At 44.5% G+C, this 17,770-nt stretch carries 16 protein-coding genes and 1 pseudogene; 8 read left to right on the top strand and 9 right to left on the bottom strand.

Going from position 1 to position 17,770, the window contains the following annotated elements; genetic code table 11:
* Nucleotides 1-24 precede the first annotated feature (24 nt).
* Nucleotides 25-2,286, bottom strand: a complete 2,262-nt coding sequence (locus M9194_RS12815; protein WP_250613061.1) for a DNA internalization-related competence protein ComEC/Rec2 — start codon at nt 2,284-2,286, stop codon at nt 25-27.
* A gap of 8 nt (nt 2,287-2,294) precedes the next feature.
* Between M9194_RS12815 and M9194_RS12810 the strand changes: the two genes are divergently transcribed.
* Nucleotides 2,295-2,804 (top strand): DUF2062 domain-containing protein, encoded by a 510-nt coding sequence (locus tag M9194_RS12810; protein WP_250613060.1) that lies wholly within the window; start codon nt 2,295-2,297, stop codon nt 2,802-2,804.
* A gap of 149 nt (nt 2,805-2,953) precedes the next feature.
* On the opposite strand, the gene lolE is transcribed toward M9194_RS12810, so the two are convergent.
* From lolE to lolC, 3 genes are read right to left on the bottom strand one after another with little or no spacing between them, the layout of a single operon-like run.
* Nucleotides 2,954-4,198 carry a lipoprotein-releasing ABC transporter permease subunit LolE gene (lolE, locus tag M9194_RS12805; RefSeq protein WP_250613059.1) on the bottom strand — a complete coding sequence of 415 codons (1,245 nt, stop codon included), beginning with the start codon at nt 4,196-4,198 and terminating at the stop codon, nt 2,954-2,956.
* Nucleotides 4,199-4,885 (bottom strand): lipoprotein-releasing ABC transporter ATP-binding protein LolD, encoded by a 687-nt coding sequence (gene lolD / locus M9194_RS12800; RefSeq protein WP_250613058.1) that lies wholly within the window; start codon nt 4,883-4,885, stop codon nt 4,199-4,201.
* Entirely contained in the window at nt 4,878-6,086 is a 1,209-nt protein-coding gene (gene lolC / locus M9194_RS12795) for a lipoprotein-releasing ABC transporter permease subunit LolC (RefSeq protein WP_250613057.1), read from the bottom strand. Before lolC ends, lolD begins: the two co-directional genes overlap by 8 nt.
* A 234-nt stretch (nt 6,087-6,320) precedes the next feature.
* Between lolC and M9194_RS12790 the strand changes: the two genes are divergently transcribed.
* The 4 genes from M9194_RS12790 (at nt 6,321) to M9194_RS12775 (ending at nt 11,914) form a co-directional block, all read left to right on the top strand.
* Nucleotides 6,321-6,884, top strand: coding sequence for a PilZ domain-containing protein (locus M9194_RS12790; protein WP_250613056.1), 564 nt, complete (start codon nt 6,321-6,323; stop codon nt 6,882-6,884).
* Nucleotides 6,885-6,898: 14 nt separating this feature from the next.
* Nucleotides 6,899-10,363 carry a transcription-repair coupling factor gene (mfd, locus tag M9194_RS12785; protein WP_250613055.1) on the top strand — a complete coding sequence of 1,155 codons (3,465 nt, stop codon included), beginning with the start codon at nt 6,899-6,901 and terminating at the stop codon, nt 10,361-10,363.
* A gap of 50 nt (nt 10,364-10,413) precedes the next feature.
* Nucleotides 10,414-11,193 (top strand): peptidoglycan binding protein CsiV, encoded by a 780-nt coding sequence (locus tag M9194_RS12780; RefSeq protein WP_250613054.1) that lies wholly within the window; start codon nt 10,414-10,416, stop codon nt 11,191-11,193.
* Nucleotides 11,194-11,365: 172 nt separating this feature from the next.
* Nucleotides 11,366-11,914: a GNAT family N-acetyltransferase gene (locus tag M9194_RS12775; RefSeq protein ID WP_250613155.1), complete on the top strand. Its 549-nt coding sequence runs from the start codon at nt 11,366-11,368 to the stop codon at nt 11,912-11,914.
* Nucleotides 11,915-11,964: 50 nt separating this feature from the next.
* Here M9194_RS12775 and M9194_RS12770 read toward each other — a convergent pair whose 3' ends face one another.
* Together M9194_RS12770 and M9194_RS12760 are read right to left on the bottom strand one after the other, a co-directional pair.
* Nucleotides 11,965-12,330, bottom strand: coding sequence for an MmcQ/YjbR family DNA-binding protein (locus M9194_RS12770; protein ID WP_250613053.1), 366 nt, complete (start codon nt 12,328-12,330; stop codon nt 11,965-11,967).
* 92 nt (nt 12,331-12,422) lie between these two features.
* A pseudogene (locus M9194_RS12760) lies at nt 12,423-13,007 on the bottom strand (darcynin family protein); the annotation flags it as partial.
* A gap of 197 nt (nt 13,008-13,204) precedes the next feature.
* Here M9194_RS12760 and M9194_RS12755 point away from each other — a divergent pair.
* The 3 genes from M9194_RS12755 to M9194_RS12745 are packed head-to-tail and all read left to right on the top strand — an operon-like array spanning nt 13,205 to nt 14,258.
* Entirely contained in the window at nt 13,205-13,630 is a 426-nt protein-coding gene (locus M9194_RS12755) for a hypothetical protein (RefSeq protein ID WP_250613052.1), read from the top strand.
* 11 nt (nt 13,631-13,641) lie between these two features.
* On the top strand, nt 13,642-13,953 hold the full coding sequence (locus M9194_RS12750) for a hypothetical protein (protein ID WP_250613051.1): 312 nt from the start codon (nt 13,642-13,644) through the stop codon (nt 13,951-13,953).
* Nucleotides 13,950-14,258 (top strand): hypothetical protein, encoded by a 309-nt coding sequence (locus M9194_RS12745; RefSeq protein WP_250613050.1) that lies wholly within the window; start codon nt 13,950-13,952, stop codon nt 14,256-14,258. Before M9194_RS12750 ends, M9194_RS12745 begins: the two co-directional genes overlap by 4 nt.
* Before the next feature lie 302 nt (nt 14,259-14,560).
* Here M9194_RS12745 and M9194_RS12740 read toward each other — a convergent pair whose 3' ends face one another.
* From M9194_RS12740 to M9194_RS12730, 3 genes are all read right to left on the bottom strand, one after another.
* Complete coding sequence (locus tag M9194_RS12740) at nt 14,561-15,850, bottom strand: NAD(P)/FAD-dependent oxidoreductase (RefSeq protein WP_250613049.1); 1,290 nt, start codon at nt 15,848-15,850, stop codon at nt 14,561-14,563.
* Between the two features lie 410 nt (nt 15,851-16,260).
* Nucleotides 16,261-16,800 carry an alpha/beta hydrolase YcfP gene (ycfP, locus tag M9194_RS12735; RefSeq protein WP_250613048.1) on the bottom strand — a complete coding sequence of 180 codons (540 nt, stop codon included), beginning with the start codon at nt 16,798-16,800 and terminating at the stop codon, nt 16,261-16,263.
* Between the two features lie 96 nt (nt 16,801-16,896).
* Complete coding sequence (locus tag M9194_RS12730; protein WP_250613047.1) at nt 16,897-17,754, bottom strand: phosphotransferase; 858 nt, start codon at nt 17,752-17,754, stop codon at nt 16,897-16,899.
* Nucleotides 17,755-17,770: the final 16 nt, after the last annotated feature.

The following is a 17,770-nucleotide window of genomic DNA, read 5'->3' as shown; positions in this document are numbered from 1 at the left end:
TGATGGTATTTCGGAAAATTGCGGCTATTCTACTCCGTTACGCAGCATCTGCCTATACCAAGTCACGTTTTGTCTGTGCCTATATGTCGATATTTTGAAAATATTATTGATAATTTCGATAGATATCTGCCCATTTTCGCCAGTATCTAACCAGGTAGCGCCAAGATCTTGATATCGACCAACCACACTGGAATTGGGCAATTTCCACCTATTCCCTTTGGCAAGGGACGCAATGGCCACACTAGGCTTGACCAAAGCAACAAATTGACTCGTAGAGGAAGAGTCACTGCCATGATGTGGAACAATAAGTATATCGCTGGCCAATGCATCACCTCCCGTCTGACTAAGTAACCACTCAACAACGGTTTCGATGTCTCCCGTCAGCAACACACTATTGCTATTTTCTTTGTCGCTAATACGTATCACGCAGGAATGTGGATTATAGGCTCGAGAGACTGTAGTCGGTGGCCATAACACGTCAAAGTTGAGCTCTTCCCAACGCCAAGAATGTTGACTATCACAAGGGAGCATCCCCTTACCTATTGCGCTTGAACGCACCCAACGAGGTTTGAGTTCGTTAATGATGGTTTCTTTGCCACCAGCATGATCAGAATCTTGATGGCTAAGAATCAAACCATCAAGAGTCGAAACGCCTCGCTGTTCCAAAATGGGCACAATCACACTTTCTGCCACGCTACCGTTTGGCCATGCAGCGCCAGTATCATAAAGCACCGTTTGGCCTTTTTGCTCAATGAGAATTGCTAGCCCATGCCCCACATCTAACACATCCACTTTCCAATCGGGGGGAGCTTTGAGCGAAGATACGAAGCCGAGGTTGGACAAAAGCAATATCATCAACAAAGGAAGAAACTTACGCGAAAATAAGTAGTAGCTAAGAAGAAAGAATGCCGCACATAAAATTAACGTTCCCTGCTGTTGTGACAAGTGAAACCAACCAAATCCGGAATACCTTGCCGCATAAGTCACTGGCTGAAGTAACCAGTCACACAGCTGCCATAACATAGAATGATATGGACTACTGAGCGCCGACATTACCGCAGAAAAGAATATCGCGGGCACGACCACTAGACTGACCCAAGGAACAAACACTAAATTGTATACAAGACTGACCAAGCTATTTCCTTGAAACAACATGGCACTGATTGGTCCCATAAATATAATGAGCGAGATCTGAATTTTAACCGCTCTCAATACTACGGAGTCATTTTCGGTCAGCTGTAAAACATAGAAAAGGATCGCGACAGCTGTGAAAGATAACCAAAAGCTCGCTGATAAGACGGAAAATGGATAGAGAATTAACACGACGACTAAGGTTGCGAGCCAACGATGAAAAGCCCCCATATGCAGCCGCAACAACACAAGCAATGCATTGAACAAGCACATCACCAGTGCTCGTTGTGTAGAAAGTGTAAACCCGGCCAACCAAGCATAGCCCGTTGCAAATAGAACGCCCAAAATTATCGGTGTCCAAATGAGCATTCTAGTCAGCCGCGAGAACACTCCACCACACGCAAAACCAATGAAATAGGCAATACCGATGTGTAGGCCCGAGATCGCCAATAAATGGCTTAAGCCACTGTTGCGTAGATTGATCCAAATCGGCTTGGCAATATCATCGCGAACGCCAAACAAAAGCGCCTTAATTAACCCAGCGTGTGGAAGCGTTGCAATGTCTTCTTCAATCTTGTTGTACAACCATCGCTTTATTGCAGCGCTGGAGGTGGAATCTCTATCGTCAACCGACATGTCACCAACGACAGTGGCTCGTGCCAACCAACCTTGGCTAAAATAATAATTTTCCCTATCAAACCCGGCTTCATTCCGCCAGCCGTAAACGTGCTTGAGTTTAACCTTTGCAGTAATGTCTTCTCCGATGTTTATCCGTGTTGGGCTGATTAGACGGATGTCACTTTGGAGAAAGAAATTTAAGCGCTTGCCGTTGATCGATATAAGGCGAACTGTCCCCTCATATCCATGATTAATTTTTTTAAAATAGCCGCCTACTTGCGCAGATATGGTAACATGCGATCCTTGCTGAAAAATGGCATGTGACTGCGCGTACATTTGGTTTCCTTTGAGTAAGATAACTAATAAAGCAAGTACAACGCCAAGTAACCAGTTTAACCTCCTATACTTAGTACAAAGAATAAGTAGCGCAACCAAAGGAGCACTCCATTCCAGGCTCGGTAAGCTAGGCCAAAACGGAGCACTTAGTATCGTGAGAACAAAGAACAATAACGTCCAAGATTTACAAAAGAGAGCCATGTGTCCCTATGCCAAGAAAGTTCATTAAACGCCTGATTCCTGATCATGAAGTCATCAAACGTCAGAAGGCATTAAAAGTATTTGGCAACGTTCTCTATAACCCCAACCTATGGTGTCTAAATCGACGCTCTGCCGCTGGGGCATTTGCTGTTGGGTTATTTATGGCGTATGTGCCTCTGCCAAGCCAAATGATCATGTCTGCTGGGCTCGCCATTGTATTTGGCGTTAACCTACCACTGTCAGTCGCCCTTGTTTGGGTTAGTAACCCTATCACCATGCCTGTGATGTTTTACTTTGCTTATAAAGTCGGTGCTTTCGTATTACATACGCCTCCGCAGCCCTTTCACTTTGAACTTTCATGGGATTTCATCATGCAACAGATGCATACCATTGGCCCTCCGTTTGTTCTAGGTTGTATTATTTGTGGGGCCGTTGCAGCCATCATCGGCTACTTTGGAATTAAAGGGTTGTGGCGATATTCTGTGGTTCGTAGCTGGAAGAAGCGTCAACTGCGTTAATTCTATTCAGAATGAGGTTACCTCGATATCTAACGCATGGAAGGCTACAAATCTTGATTTTCGCGTCATCACTCAAGACTCGATGCGGTAATAATATTTGAAGTATGAAAAAAGGGCCGATTGGCCCTTTTTTATCGACTAAGATGTGGTTACTTTGAGCTCAACACAGAAGCTGGATTGAGCTTGCTCGCTCTTGACGCTGGATACCAAGTGGCAATAAAACTCAACACAATGGCGGTCGCGGAAACAACCAATACATTGGAAAAATCGACTTGGGAAGGCAGAAAGTTAACAAAGTAAATATCGCCAGATAAAAACTTATGCCCTATCAAGTCTTGCAATCCATCGACTAGCGTCGTGAGGTTAAGCGCAACAATCACACCAAATATACTTCCTACGACACTGCCGAACACGCCAGAAAATACACCTTGCCAGACAAAAATGCGTCGTATCAATTTATCTGTCGCTCCCATGGTTCTAAGTATCGCAATTTCTGAAGCACGATCTTTTACTGCCATAATCAGTGTCGAAACGATGTTAAAACACGCAACCCCAATAACAAGCACCATGACTAAATACATAATGGTTCGCACGAGTTGAATATCTCGATACAAGAAGCCGTACTTTTGCTGCCAGCTCTTAAGATACACATAAACATCAAGGTGACTGCCCACTTCGCGCACGATCTGAGTTGCATCAAGCACATTGGATACTTTCACTGCCACCCCTGTAACCGCGTTGCCAATGTCCGTGTATTTTTGCGCATCTTGTAGTGGTAATAACGCGAGCGTATGGTCAATCTGCCCTTCCAATGTTAATAGCCCCACGACTTTAAGCCTGACTCGCTTAGGCGATTCCACTCGGGTGGTCTCGTTGTTTTTCGGTATCATCAAGGTGATGTACTGACCCACTTTTACCTTTAGCTCTTGCGCTACACCATGGCCCAAAATAATTTGGTGCTCACCTGGCTTAAAATTTTTCCACGCTGATGCCTCGATGTATTTGGACATGTCAGATACCGCAGATTCTTTAGCCGGATCAATACCTCTTACAGCAATGGCTTTAAGCTTCAAGTCTTTTTCTGCCAGTGCGGTAAAGCCAACATACGGAGCTGCGCCTTTTATCAGCGGACTTTTCATCACCTGTTTCACAACGGGCTGCCAATCTTTAATTGGCCCACGAACACCGGCAAACTCACCATGAGGAATCACAGCAAGCACGCGATTATCGAGCTCTTTTTGAAAGCCATTCATCGCAGACAAACCGATGATGATGACAGCAACGCCGACAGCGATACCGATAGTGGAAGACAAGGATATAAAAGACACCAGTTTGTTGCGCTGCCTTGCACGGCTAAACCGAGTGCCGATAAGAAGTGATAGCGATGTAAACATTTACTCGCCCCTCTCACCAATCAACAGGCCATCTTGCATATGCAGTTGCCTATCCATTCTTCCAGCCAATTCACCATCGTGAGTCACAACGAGAAACGCGGTATTGAACTCCTGATTCAGCTCACGCATCAAATCGTAAATAGCCAGCGCTGTTTTGTGGTCCAAGTTACCTGTCGGCTCATCAGCTAACACGAGGTCGGGCTTATTCACCAATGCCCTAGCCATAGCGACACGTTGTCTTTCACCACCCGAAAGCTCAGATGGCCGATGTGTAAGGCGATGACTCAAACCAACTTTTCCCAAAAGTGCTCTAGCCTCTTTTTTCGCAGCAGACATCCCAGTACCACCGATTAGCAGTGGCATGGCGACGTTTTCTTCCGCACTAAAATCGGTAAGCAGATGATGGAACTGATAGACAAAACCAAGATGCTTGTTGCGTAGCTTAGCCTGCTTATCACTATTGAGTTTGGCTAAATCGTTGTCCAAGAAAAGCACTTTACCTTCACAAGGATCATCCAATGCGCCCAAAATATGCAGCAGCGTACTCTTTCCTGAACCAGAGGTGCCAATTAACGAGGCAAAATCCCCTTTATTCAAATTAAAGCTGACACCTTTTAATACTTGGGTTGATACTGAACCTTCTTGGTAGGTTTTATAAATATTTTGACATTCTAGAAGGCTATTCATATCTCAAGGCCTCGGCTGGTTTAACTGAAGATGCGCGATAAGCAGGAAATAAAGTGGCTAAAAAGCTCAGTACAACGGCTAACACGATGACGGCAAAGATCTGCAAGGGGTTAATAACAACGGGCAGCTGACCGCCAAGTGCGAACAAGGACACTCCCATACTTTGCAAAATTTGATTTAAGTTCAGTGCCAACAGCACACCAAGCCCGCCACCGACTAATGAGCCTATCGTGCCGCTGCTTGCCCCTTGAATCATGAAAATACCCAGTACTTGCCGGTTGGTCATACCTTGCGTTTTTAAAATCGCGACCTCAGATTGCTTCTCCATCACCACCATAATCAGTGCGGAGACAATATTAAATGCGGCAACGGCGACAATCAGCCCAAGCATCAGACCCATCATGCTTTTCTCCATGCCAACGGCTTGGAAAAGCTGGCCTCTCTGAGCGCGCCAATCGCTCCAACTCCAACCTTTTGGCATTGGCTGTTTGGCGAGTTCGCTCACGATAAAAGGATCATTGAAAAACAAACGCCAGCCCGAAATGGTGTCCGGCTTCATTCTCATCAGACGCGCCGCGTCTTGTATATTGGTAAGAATAAGCTGGCCGTCTACATCTGAGCCGGTATTGTATATCCCAGCCACGGTGAACATGCGCTGACGAGGAATAATTCCAAATGGGGTAAATTGACTAGCACTGGTTACCATCAAACGCAGTTTGTCCCCCACAGAAACGTTCAAATTGCGCGCCAATGTCTGGCCAATAAACACTCGATAGGAGCCAGGTGTCAGTGTATTGATTCTGCCCACCATAATATATTTGTCTATCGGATCGTTATCTTTTGGTTCAACTCCAACCATCATTCCTACCGTAAGTTCTGATGGACTTTGAATAATGGCTTCGCCTCGAACAATCGGCTGAGGTGGATAAGCATCAGACAACTTGGAGATAAATGGAGGTGGCGATGACTGTAGCGGTGTCTCGCCATTAGATTGCGATATCACCGCTTGAGGCAGTACCCCTAAAATACGGCTCTTTAACTGGGCTTCAAACCCATTCATCACAGATAACACGGTCACCAAGGACATCACACCAATGGTGATCCCCGCCGTGGAGATATAAGAAACAAAACGGCTAAACCTATCTCCTGAACGCCCTCTCAAGTAGCGCCAGCCGATAAATGCCGAGATGGATGGAAACATAGATAAAACCAATCATATTTGAATCGAGATACTGTAACGATTAACGACGCAAGGGTGTAGCTTTTATTTGCTAGAAAAGCGTTAATTTCTCGCTTTTGCCGAAATAATCTATCAAAGGGCCACCTCTAGATAACAAAATATTCATTTCTGATGACCGATATCTGCGAAAGTTTGTGGGTGGAGTCAGTCGCTTGGGTATATAATCATAAGGATAATAGAATAAGGATGACAGTAATGGCAGGACAAGAGTATTTTAGTGTAAACCACTCAATGGTGGTCAATATTGAACCTTTGAGTAGCGATTATACTCTTCCCACAACCAGTGACTTTGAAAGTGAAATACCCCATTCATTCATCATAGCCAGTCAGTTCAGTCAACTTGACCAACTCAATGACAAAGCCATGCTGGAGCTAAAACACGGAGATTTAAGCCACGTGATTGAGTTACTCGATCACCAAAACTCAAAACTCAATTTGATTCTTACCTACATGCTGTCGCAACAAGATGAGCAGCAATATCGCCAGCGTACGATTTCGTTCGGTGCCAGCCAATTTCTTTACCAATCACCTTCAGCACTGACTCTTGGGGCTCATGCGAGAGTAAAACTCTTCTTGGAACATCCCGCAGCTGCGATATACTGCTACACCAAAGTGGTGGAATGTGCCGAGAATGATGAGGGTTACGCCGTTTCGATGGAATATGTATTGCTTCGTGAACAAGACCGAGACCTACTGATTAAAGCCGCCCTTCACCAACAACAAAAACTATTGCGCGAGCGCACGCTAAACCGAGAATAAGTTAACGTTAAATCATGACTACATCTTCATTGCTATCTCTAGCTACGCCATCCGGAGCTGGAGACAAAAAACATGTCGGTAATTTACTAGGCTCTAGCCTAGCACTAGCCATTGCAGAACTGTCCAAAAGCCATCCAGCTCATACATTACTCGCAGTGCCAGATCCTCAAACTGCATTAAAACTTGCCAGTGAAATTGAGCAGTTTGCCGATGAAGACGTTACCCTGTTTCCCGATTGGGAAACCTTGCCATACGACAGCTTTTCTCCTCACCAAGAAATCATCTCAGATCGAATTGCTCGGCTTTACCAGCTCCCTAGCTTGAACACTGGCATAACCATAGTTCCAATCAGCACGCTGCTGCAACGGCAAGCCCCTCGCAGTTTTATGCTGCAGCATACCTTGATGGTAAAAGCGGGCGATCTGCTTTCACTAGACAAACTGAGGTTAAAGCTAGAAAGCTCTGGCTATCGCCATGTTGACCAAGTCTTCGGGCCAGGAGAATACGCCTGTAGAGGCTCGATTCTTGACCTCTACCCTATGGGTAGCCAACTTCCGTATCGAATTGATTTTTTCGATGACGAAATCGATACCATTAGAACATTCGATCCAGAGAACCAACGTTCAATTGAAGAAATCAACAGCATTCAGTTGCTACCTGCTCACGAATTTCCAACCTCTAAAAGTGCTATAGAAGAATTTAGAACGCGCTGGCGAATGCGCTTTGAGGCCAGACGTGAAGCGGAATCTGTGTATTCACAGGTATCTAAAGGTACTTGGCCAGCAGGTATCGAGTATTGGCAGCCACTATTTTTTGAACAAACCGAAACCCTGTTTGATTATATTGATGACAATTGTCAGATCATTGTTGTCGGTGACATTGAGCAGCCCATTGATACCTTCCTCGAAGACGTTGAATTTAGATACGATCAGAGAAAAGTCGATCCTTTACGCCCTCTTCTTCCACCAGAGGAACTGTGGCTTAAAAAAGATGAGTTATTTGCCCAGCTAAAACGTTTTGCTCAAGTGACTTTATCGCGTGACTCTATCGCCAGTAAAGCTGGTCGGGTGAATGGAGATATTCATCCACTGCCAGAATTGTCCGTGCAGCACCAACATAGTGAACCGCTGCACCTGCTGCGCCAATTTAGCGAGTCCTTCTCTGGCAAGATCATTTTTTCCGTTGAATCTGAAGGTCGGCGCGAAGCGTTAATCGAGTTATTACAAGGTGTCAAACTTAGACCTGAGCAGGCCGACAGCTTCCAAGCAGCCGCAACTGGCGAGAATAAATTCTCACTGGTGATCGGTGCTTGTGAACGTGGCTTTATATTTGCCAATTCCCAAGTTGCCTTCATCTGTGAAAGTGACTTGCTCGGTGACCGCGTTATCCAGCATCGACGTAAAAACCGCAAGGTAGTGAACAGCGATACGGTCATACGCAACCTAGCAGAACTGAAGCCCGGGCAACCCGTCGTCCACATCGACCATGGTATCGGTCGTTATTTGGGCTTAGAGACTCTGGAAGCCGGTGGGTTGACGACCGAATACGTTATGCTTGAGTATCAAAATGAAGCCAAATTGTATGTCCCTGTCGCGTCGCTTAACTTAATAAGTAGATACTCGGCTGGCGCAGAAGACAAGGCCCCGATAAATAAGCTGGGTAGCGAAAGTTGGGCTAAAGCGAAGAAGAAAGCGGCGGAGAAGGTGCGAGATGTTGCAGCCGAGCTTTTGGACGTTTATGCAAAAAGGGAGCTCAAGCCAGGTTACAAATTTGCGCTGGACCGAGGCCAATACGCGACGTTTAAGTCTGGCTTCCCATTCGAAGAAACCGACGATCAAGCCAATGCCATCAATGCCGTGTTGTCGGACATGTGTCAGCCCAAAGCAATGGATCGCTTAGTCTGTGGTGATGTCGGCTTCGGCAAGACAGAGGTAGCGATGCGTGCCGCTTTTGTTAGCACAGACAATGGTAAGCAAGTTGCCGTACTTGTACCCACCACCTTGCTTGCCCAACAGCATTTTGAAAATTTCAGAGATCGATTCGCGAACTTGCCTATTCGAGTTGAAGTACTGTCTCGCTTTAAATCCGCAAAAGAACAAAAACAAATCTTGGCCGATGTTGCTGAAGGAAAAGTGGATATTGTCGTTGGCACACATAAATTGCTGTCTAGTGACATACAATTTAACGATCTTGGCTTGCTTATTGTTGATGAAGAACACCGATTTGGTGTTCGACAAAAAGAAAAAGTCAAAGCCATGCGCGCTGATGTCGACATCCTGACATTAACCGCGACTCCAATACCAAGAACGCTAAATATGGCCATGAGTGGCATGCGAGATTTGTCTATCATCGCCACACCACCTGCGAGACGTTTATCCATCAAAACATTCGTGCGACAACACGATGAAGCTGTCATTCGCGAAGCAGCGTTGCGCGAAATTATGCGTGGTGGACAAGTTTACTTTTTGCACAACCAAGTAGAGACAATAGAGAAAGTCGCACAAGATTTAGAAAAATTGATCCCCGAAGCGAGGGTGACCGTTGCACACGGGCAAATGCGCGAAAGAGAGCTTGAGCGCATCATGAACGATTTCTATCACCAGCGTTTCAACCTTTTAGTGTGTACCACAATTATTGAAACCGGGATCGACGTTCCAACAGCCAACACCATCATAATGAACCGAGCTGATAATCTTGGCTTGGCCCAACTACACCAACTACGTGGGCGCGTTGGCCGCTCTCACCATCAGGCATACGCCTACCTATTGACCCCTCACCCTAAAGCGATGACTAAAGATGCCATCAAACGCCTTGATGCCATTGCTTCATTGGAAGATTTGGGGGCAGGTTTTACTTTAGCCACGCACGACCTAGAAATTCGTGGGGCTGGAGAATTGCTTGGTGAAGAGCAAAGTGGCCAAATTCACTCGGTGGGCTTCACTTTGTATATGGAAATGCTGGAACAAGCAGTAGACGCGCTGAAAAACGGTAAAGAGCTGTCACTTGATGAACTGCTTCGAGAGCAAACCGAAATCGAAATGCGCATCCCTGCCCTGCTACCTGATAGTTATATTCCAGACATTAACACGCGCTTATCCATGTATAAGCAAATCGCTAGCGTACAAAACCAAGAAGAGCTGTCAGAAATAAAAGTCGAACTGATCGATAGATTTGGATTACTCCCTGATGCCGCGAAGAACCTGTTATCTATGTCGGAGCTGAAAATTAACGCAGGCTCACTTAAAGTGAAGAAAATTGAGGCACATGAAAAAGGTGGCTACATTGAGTTCTATCCAAATGCTGACATAAACCCGAGCTATTTGGTTACACTCTTGCAATCTCAACCACAAAAATTCGCGATGGAAGGGCCAACTAAACTTAAGTTTGCTGTACCATTGGCTGATAGACGAAAACGAACTCAGTTCGTCACCGATATGTTGGCTGAGTTCCGAAAAAACCTAATACCTGCAACAACATAATACTGTATGTTTGTTTGGCAACTCTATTTTTATCTGACGACGGAGTCATAATGAAAAAACTGCTCCCACTACTACTGCTGATTGTTGTTTCTGCGCCTGCATTCGCGGCAAAGAGGCAATTCGACATAGAAGTGATAATATTTAAGCGCGAAGTCAATCCACAAAGCGTCAACGAATCTTGGCCGAACAACCTACCACCTATCGACATGAAAGGTGTAGGTAGCTTTTACAATGCCGCTTATCTTGCCAAGAAAGGCGTGACCATGTTGCCACCTTCCGCTTATAAACTCGACAAGCAGGTTAAAGCTTTACAAAACCATGCAGGTTTTCAAGTGCTTATGCACGTAGCATGGAGGCAGGGTGATCAAGGCAGATGGTCTGCACCCGTCTTTAAAATCCAAGCTGGTAAAGACTACTCTTCTCAGTTCGATCCAGACGGCACAGAAAAGCAAAAAGTGGTTGGACAACAGGTGCTAAACGGTGTCACTGAGCATTCAGTGCCAAAACCCCTTTACGAACTAGATGGTAAGTTGCAAATCTATGTAGAGCATTATTTATATGCAGACACCACGTTAGATTTACGTGAACCAAGCACCAAGACAACCATCATTAGCGATCCTCAAATTGGTCTCAACTCAGAGCTCGACCAAGGCCAAAACTCACCTGAGGTGCAGGTTGGTCATCTAGAGCAAGTGAAACCGCCAGTTAAAGTGGAAACCATACTGAAGACTTACCAAATGAAACAAAAACGAAGAATGAGAAGTTCAAATACTTATTATTTGGACAACCCATTGATGGGTATGATCATTCAGGTACGTAAAGTCAAATAATCGCCCAATACAGTGTTGATAGAAGCGAAAGCCCTCGTCCGAAGCGAGGGCTTTTTCTATACCATGCATACCCAGATCACACCCCAAAGATGGAACAAATACAAGCTAGGGGCTCACCGATATAATGGCAACAGCCTCCTGGGTATGCTATCAATTCAACGGTGTTAAACACATGGTTTTAGATTTTCAAATAATTACGCCTCGCCTAGTATTAAAGCTCGTGGATTCCAACGACTCACAGACTTTGTGCGACTGCATACGCCAATCTCCGTCTCTCCATCAGTGGGTAGATTGGTGTTCAGCAAATTTTAGTACCGATGAAGCAGATGAGTTTTTACTAAATACTCGATTGAACTGGGTAAGAGCGCAGTCTTATGGATTTGGCGTTTACAGAAAAAGTGATAATGCGCTACTGGGCATGGTGTCAGTCAATGAACTTTACCATACATTCAACATGGTGAGTCTGGGCTACTGGATAGCCGATAGGTATCAACATCAGGGCCTTGGCAAAGAGTCTCTCAGTGCTGTGATTGAGTTTTGTTTCGGCAAGCTCGGTGTCACTCGTATTGAAATTGTCTGTGACCCAGATAACCTACCCAGTCAGAAATTGGCCATCGCGTGCAATGCCCAATTTGAAGTACTGGCGAAAAATCGCTACGTCTATCAAGGCGTCCCAAAAGCAGGCATGGTGTTTTCAATTATTCCCGGAGATACGTGTTAGTTTCCGGATTATTCCCGCCCACTTTGAGTTCAGCGTCAGCAGCTTTACATTCAGCCTTGATTAAGTCCTAATTCTTTCTGCTTTTTCTTCGTGAGCCCCAACGAAACAATCCTATGTGACTCAGTTAGATAGTATTCAAGTTCTTCATTTTCTAAATCACTCGCTTCATAGTACTGTATCCATTTCATGCCTCTCGCCGCCAAATAGGGAGCAGGCTTATATCCAGGTTTGCTTTCCAAGAAATAGTAGTTTTGCTCTGAGGTTTTAAAAGTAAAAGCGGGTTTGTCCTCTTCTCCCCAACCGCCTATAGCAAAGACTTTTCCTCCGACTTTCCATACATGAGCACCACCCCATTGCACCACGTACGTGGTCGCTGGCAGGCTTTCGCAAAACGCGTTGAACTCAGCGTAGGTCATTTTGATACCTTGATAAAGTTAAGCGGGTATTATGGATTGTAAGCTATTTGTAACCAAACACATCTATAAAGACAATTCGTATGGCACTTTTATCAAACACTAGCCAATCTAGCTTCAAACTCTACAAATCCATTTTCAATTGCGGGGAATATATCTACTATTTCAAAGTAAGGCTCAGAAAAGATTTTGCTGTCTCTCAGCTCTTCAATTAGGAAGTAGTAATCTTGAATATTTTCTGTTTCGAATACAGCGATATCACTGCATTTTGTTGTGAATGCTTGAGTATCTAAACCTGGGATCTGTATCCACAATACATATCGTCCTTGTGGGTCGCTCATCTTCGCATTTTGGGGTAAGTGAAGAGACAAATAGGCCAGATATTCATGCCGTAATTCTAGCAAGCGAGATCGTCTGGATTTAATCAGCTTTCCATAACGACCGGAGTCGATGAAATCTGAAATGGCCAGTTGGAGAATAACATTGACGCCATAACAACCAGCAGCGAAATTGTGGCGATATTGTTCAAGATATCGACCGGGTAAACACCAACCTAGTCGATAGCTTGGTGACACACTTTTGGAGATTGAGCCACACCATGAAATGTAGCCATCGGTGTCATGGTGCTTGGCCGGTAGAGGCGTGTTATTGGTATACGAAAGCTCCAAATACACATCATCTTATTAACGTTCGTTTTTAATGTAAATCGGAAATACAGCATCATAGGGCTATGCAATTATTTCGAATAAGTCGCTTTACTTCTTAAGCAATGACCGAGAAGGAGAATCTGGCCGGCACTAGACTTTGCAAAGGAGTGCAAAGTGTCAAATCCCTACTAATATTGTACTAGTCAATACGATTAATTAGGAAATGTTCAATGAAATTAAAAACACTTGCTTTGTCCGTTATAAGCTCGGTTTTTCTTTGCTCATGTTCTCAACTTTACCATGTGCAATTGGGTGAAATAGACCAAACGCAGGGTGAGTTAGCCCCTTTTAGCGTCAAGGTGAATGAATTTGGCTTGGATGTTTCGACAACAGCACGAATCGGCTCAAGTGTTGCAACCAGTGAAGCGGCTTCGGAGAACATGCAGGATTTTGGTGAGATTTTTGCTCTGATGAATCTAGGTCCTACGACAGGTAATGCCGTTTGGAATAGCCACTTTGCAGATAAAATAATGCAACTCGTCAAAGCTCAATGCCCGGGTCAGAAGATTACCGGTCTCACATCTGTTCGTGAATCAAGCGATTACGGAACCATCAGCGGTGAAATTGTTCGAGTTGACGGATACTGTATTAAATAGGAACGAATGACATGTTAAATAGAATACTTCTACTTGCGACTGTAGGCATAATCTTAACAGGGTGTGTTCAGCTCAACACGGTATCACTTACGTCTGTTCCAGCACAACGGGGCCAACAGATAGCTGCTTCTGCATCCGATTGGAACTTTATTGGTATAAACTTCAATAACGATATTGTTAATGAAGCGGTAGCCAACCTCAAAAAACAGTGTCCAAAAGGAAACATCGAAGGCGTTCTGACCAAACATCAGACTACCGGTTATGTGCTTTTCTTTAAGCGTGAAATAATCGCAACTGGTTATTGTAATAAGGCTTCATTATGAGAAATCTTATTCTTCTATTCATTGCGCTCTTCCTGACTGCTTGTAGCAGCAGCGTTCACCTATCTCAGGTGAACAGTGACCCAAACATCCACTTGAAAAGCCCCAAAATGGTCGAGGTTGAAACATCCCAAGACGTAGTAATGGGGTTTGCATTTGATACAAATTATGTGGACAAGGCTTATACTCAGATAATGGAACGATGCCCAACGGGGGCGTCTATGGTCAATGTGGAATATGTCACTAAACATGGATTCCTACACTGGACTAACATTATTCGAGTTAAGGCGCAGTGTGATTTAAAGTGAAAATCGTCTTTCGCTAGCGTTGAATATCTTCAGATAGTACCTTGCCGAGATTTTTATTGGGAATTTAATACTAGATCGTGCTCCAGTTGCCTTAGATTTTCTAATTTGAGGTTCAGCAAATGAAAGGCACTTTCTAGCTCATTTTTATCCAAAACTACGTTAGAAACGGCTCAAACTTTTTATCTTCCGACAAATCTCTCTACTCCGCTCCTAGGCGTAGGGTCAAAAAGGCAGCTAACATCCTCACATAAAACAGGCTACGAAAAAGCCCCTTATTTTTATAAAGGGGCTTCTTTATAAAGTTAGTGCAACTTCAAATTAGGTCTTAACAGGCGATTAATTCGGCCCATTAACATGATTAGCGCTGTTTTGAACACGCCATGTAGCGCCATTTGGTGCATTCGATACAGGGAAATATACACCACGCGTGCTACACGCCCCTCTACCATCATCGAGCCTTTTGTTAGATTACCCATCAAGCTTCCCACTGTCGAGAAACGGCTTAGTGAGATAAGCGAACCTTTATCTTTGTAGATATATGGCTTGAGCTCTCGCCCATTTATTTTAGCCACAATATTACTGAAAGCACGGCTCGCCATTTGATGCGCCGCTTGTGCTCTCGGCGGCACGATAGAGCCATCGGGCTGGGTACATTGCGCAAGATCACCGATGACAAAGATATCTTCATCGCGAGTGGTTTGTAATGTATCAGTGACCACAAGCTGATTGATTCGGTTCGTCTCCAAGCCAGAAATCTCTTTCATGTAGTCAGGCGCTTTGATGCCAGCCGCCCACACCATGATTTGTGCCGGAATTTTTTCCCCATCCTTAGTCATCAGGCCATCTTTTTCTGCTCGCGTGATCATGGTGGAGGTACGAACTTTGACGCCCAATTTGGCTAGCTCCTTATGCGCCGAGCAGGAAAGTCTTGGAGGGAGTGCTTGCAAAATCCGTTCGCTTGCTTCAATCAAGTTGATATTTAGCTTACTCGAGTCGAGGTCTTCAAAGCCGTAGTTATGTAACTGTTTAATGGCATTGTGAAGCTCCGCTGACAACTCAACACCCGTTGCCCCACCTCCCACAATAGCGATGTCTACGATGCCTTCTCCGTGTTTTGCATGCAGTCGCAAGAATTCGTTATTCATCTCAGTTCGAAAGCGACTGGCTTGTTCTGGACTGTCTAAGAAAATGCAGTGCTCTTTGACACCCGGGGTATTAAAGTCATTGGATTTTGAGCCAATCGCCAACACCAATAAATCATATTCGATTTCTCGGCTGGGCATTAGTAACTCATCGTGCTCATCTCTCATTTCGCCGAGCGTGATGGTCTTTCGTTCCCTGTCTAGATCACACAGGCTACCAATTTGAAAATCAAAATAATGGTTTTTTGCATGAGCGCGATAACTTAGTGCATCGACCCCTTCATCGAGCGATCCCGTCGCCACTTCGTGAAGGAGTGGCTTCCACAAATGACTGGCTTTACGATCGACGAGTGTAATTTTCGCGCGCTTTTTTCGGCCGAGTGTACGGCCTAATTTGGTAGCTAGCTCAAGTCCTCCAGCTCCACCACCAACAACGACAATTCGTGTCAAAATATAAATCCTCTAAGAATGATAAAAATGACCGATACGACTTGTTCATTTAAGACTAATCGTCATTTCAAAATCTTGCTAGGATTTACCATCCTAAACATATCGTATCGAAAAATTCTACGTACTGGGCTTACTCTAGGTTCTGTTTCCTTTCCACCATATGAGTTACACGAATGCTACTGGACGAAAAAATAGTTTAGGTAAGTTAGTGCTTACTCTTACTTTTCATTGATATCAATCAACGTTTTAACTCATATCATTATATAACTCTTTAGCAGGTGCAACTCAAAATTTGTTCAAGAAGAGGGATTTACATTTGGATGGAGGATAGAGAAAAACGGGGTTGGCTCATCGTTCACAGACGAGCCAAACAACTGGGATATTAGGTAGAATAGAGATAACAACGTGAGTTAAGCGTCCATAAACGCCTTAATTTGCTGTAAATGTTGAGATATCTTTTTAAATTTGTGTGACTCAGCATCATCCCAAACCACGTTGTAATAGGGTTCAAGCTCAGATGCCGTTTGTTGACTGTCTAGCACTTCATCGTTAACCGAGAGAAAGACCATGCAATTGCTTTCATTTTTCTTTCTAAACTGACTGACACATTTTGTTGCAATATCGTCGTACTCTTCAGGTCGGTCAATCTTACCTTGCATAGTCACTTCAGGGTGTAAACTTGGGTTAAATATAACCTGCTTAATACCACACAAAAAACCGATCCGCTCAGACCAATAACCCCCTAACCCCACTCCACAAATAATCACGGGTTCACTATCAGGCTGCGCTACCAGTTTATGGACTTCTTTAAGTAGATGTTGCATGTCATGTTTGGGGTGTAACGTGCTGTAGTTAATAAACCTGACGTCTTTGTCGATAAATTGAAACTGTAGAATTTTTTCGTGATTTCCAGGGCTCGAAGAGTCAAACCCATGCAAATAGATAATCATAACGCCTCCATGATTGACAGCTCACGCAAATCTACCACAAAAAGTAAGGCTATTGCGTGAAGGAGGCAAACTTCTCACACAAAATTAATGACCTATTTACTCAGCTACCAACAATTGCTCTAGCTCCCCAGCACTATCAAGGTATTGTTGTTCGCCTTTAAGTTGATAAGCAAGTAGATACCATAACAGAGCCATCAATTGTCCTCGAGGTTGCCATTGCAGTACCCCTTCCACCCAATCATCAACACCTTCCACTCCCCTGAGTTGGCAATATTGATACACAGAGTCCATCGTCGGCTGTGAGGTTAGGTTAAGCGCTAACGCTAAATCCAGCCTAGGGTCAGACAATGAAGCGTATTCCCAATCTATGATTTTGTCGCCATCAGGAGTTTGGACAATATTGTAGTGGCCAAGGTCAAAATGACATAGAGAGAGATCGACTTCTGGAATCGCAGGAGATGCTCGCCATTGCTGATATAGTGTCTCAAGTGTTGTTGACTTAAGCTCTGGTTTAATTTGAATCCAATAATGATCTACTCTGGCGGTATAATTAAAAGGCGCTATCGCTATATTAGATGTTTCTAAGCTATGAACTTGAGCATAAAGGGTGAGTAGCGCGTCATTGCTGAAGTCTTCTTGTGCATTCTCTCCCTCTATCCATTCCACCAGTAAACCCGCCGCATTAACCAAAAAAGGCTTTGGGGCAAGATTAGAGTCAGCAAGGGAAGATAAAATGCGATGTTCTTGATATCGAGATATGGAAAAGGCTTTTAGCATTTGGCTATCAGGTCGCCAAACGTATTGTTCGCCACTCACAAGGGCGATTTTCCAACAATGGTTGGTTAACCCTCCAGGTAACGTCTGAGCGTAATCTGGAGGGATTTGAAAGAAGTGATCCAGAGAAGCCAAAGAATTGTCTAGACGACAAGCGTCTCGCCAAGGCATTCTCGCCATAAATCACTCCTATTGA

Source organism: Vibrio sinus (assembly GCF_023634645.1).
GTDB lineage: Bacteria > Pseudomonadota > Gammaproteobacteria > Enterobacterales > Vibrionaceae > Vibrio > Vibrio sinus.
The sequence above is the reverse complement of the archived record's forward strand: the minus strand, read 5'-3'. Positions and strand labels throughout refer to the sequence as shown.

What these genes read in the sequence shown, in the direction of transcription:
- M9194_RS12730 (WP_250613047.1), bottom strand. Translation starts at nt 17,754, where the DNA reads ATGGCGAGAATGCCTTGGCGAGACGCTTGTCGTCTAGACAATTCTTTG.
- M9194_RS12775 (WP_250613155.1), top strand. Translation starts at nt 11,366, where the DNA reads ATGGTTTTAGATTTTCAAATAATTACGCCTCGCCTAGTATTAAAGCTC.
- M9194_RS12745 (WP_250613050.1), top strand. Translation starts at nt 13,950, where the DNA reads ATGAGAAATCTTATTCTTCTATTCATTGCGCTCTTCCTGACTGCTTGT.
- ycfP (WP_250613048.1), bottom strand. Translation starts at nt 16,800, where the DNA reads ATGATTATCTATTTGCATGGGTTTGACTCTTCGAGCCCTGGAAATCAC.
- M9194_RS12770 (WP_250613053.1), bottom strand. Translation starts at nt 12,330, where the DNA reads ATGACCTACGCTGAGTTCAACGCGTTTTGCGAAAGCCTGCCAGCGACC.
- M9194_RS12755 (WP_250613052.1), top strand. Translation starts at nt 13,205, where the DNA reads ATGAAATTAAAAACACTTGCTTTGTCCGTTATAAGCTCGGTTTTTCTT.
- M9194_RS12810 (WP_250613060.1), top strand. Translation starts at nt 2,295, where the DNA reads ATGCCAAGAAAGTTCATTAAACGCCTGATTCCTGATCATGAAGTCATC.
- lolD (WP_250613058.1), bottom strand. Translation starts at nt 4,885, where the DNA reads ATGAATAGCCTTCTAGAATGTCAAAATATTTATAAAACCTACCAAGAA.
- lolE (WP_250613059.1), bottom strand. Translation starts at nt 4,198, where the DNA reads ATGTTTACATCGCTATCACTTCTTATCGGCACTCGGTTTAGCCGTGCA.
- M9194_RS12815 (WP_250613061.1), bottom strand. Translation starts at nt 2,286, where the DNA reads ATGGCTCTCTTTTGTAAATCTTGGACGTTATTGTTCTTTGTTCTCACG.
- mfd (WP_250613055.1), top strand. Translation starts at nt 6,899, where the DNA reads ATGACTACATCTTCATTGCTATCTCTAGCTACGCCATCCGGAGCTGGA.
- M9194_RS12780 (WP_250613054.1), top strand. Translation starts at nt 10,414, where the DNA reads ATGAAAAAACTGCTCCCACTACTACTGCTGATTGTTGTTTCTGCGCCT.
- M9194_RS12790 (WP_250613056.1), top strand. Translation starts at nt 6,321, where the DNA reads ATGGCAGGACAAGAGTATTTTAGTGTAAACCACTCAATGGTGGTCAAT.
- lolC (WP_250613057.1), bottom strand. Translation starts at nt 6,086, where the DNA reads ATGTTTCCATCCATCTCGGCATTTATCGGCTGGCGCTACTTGAGAGGG.
- M9194_RS12750 (WP_250613051.1), top strand. Translation starts at nt 13,642, where the DNA reads ATGTTAAATAGAATACTTCTACTTGCGACTGTAGGCATAATCTTAACA.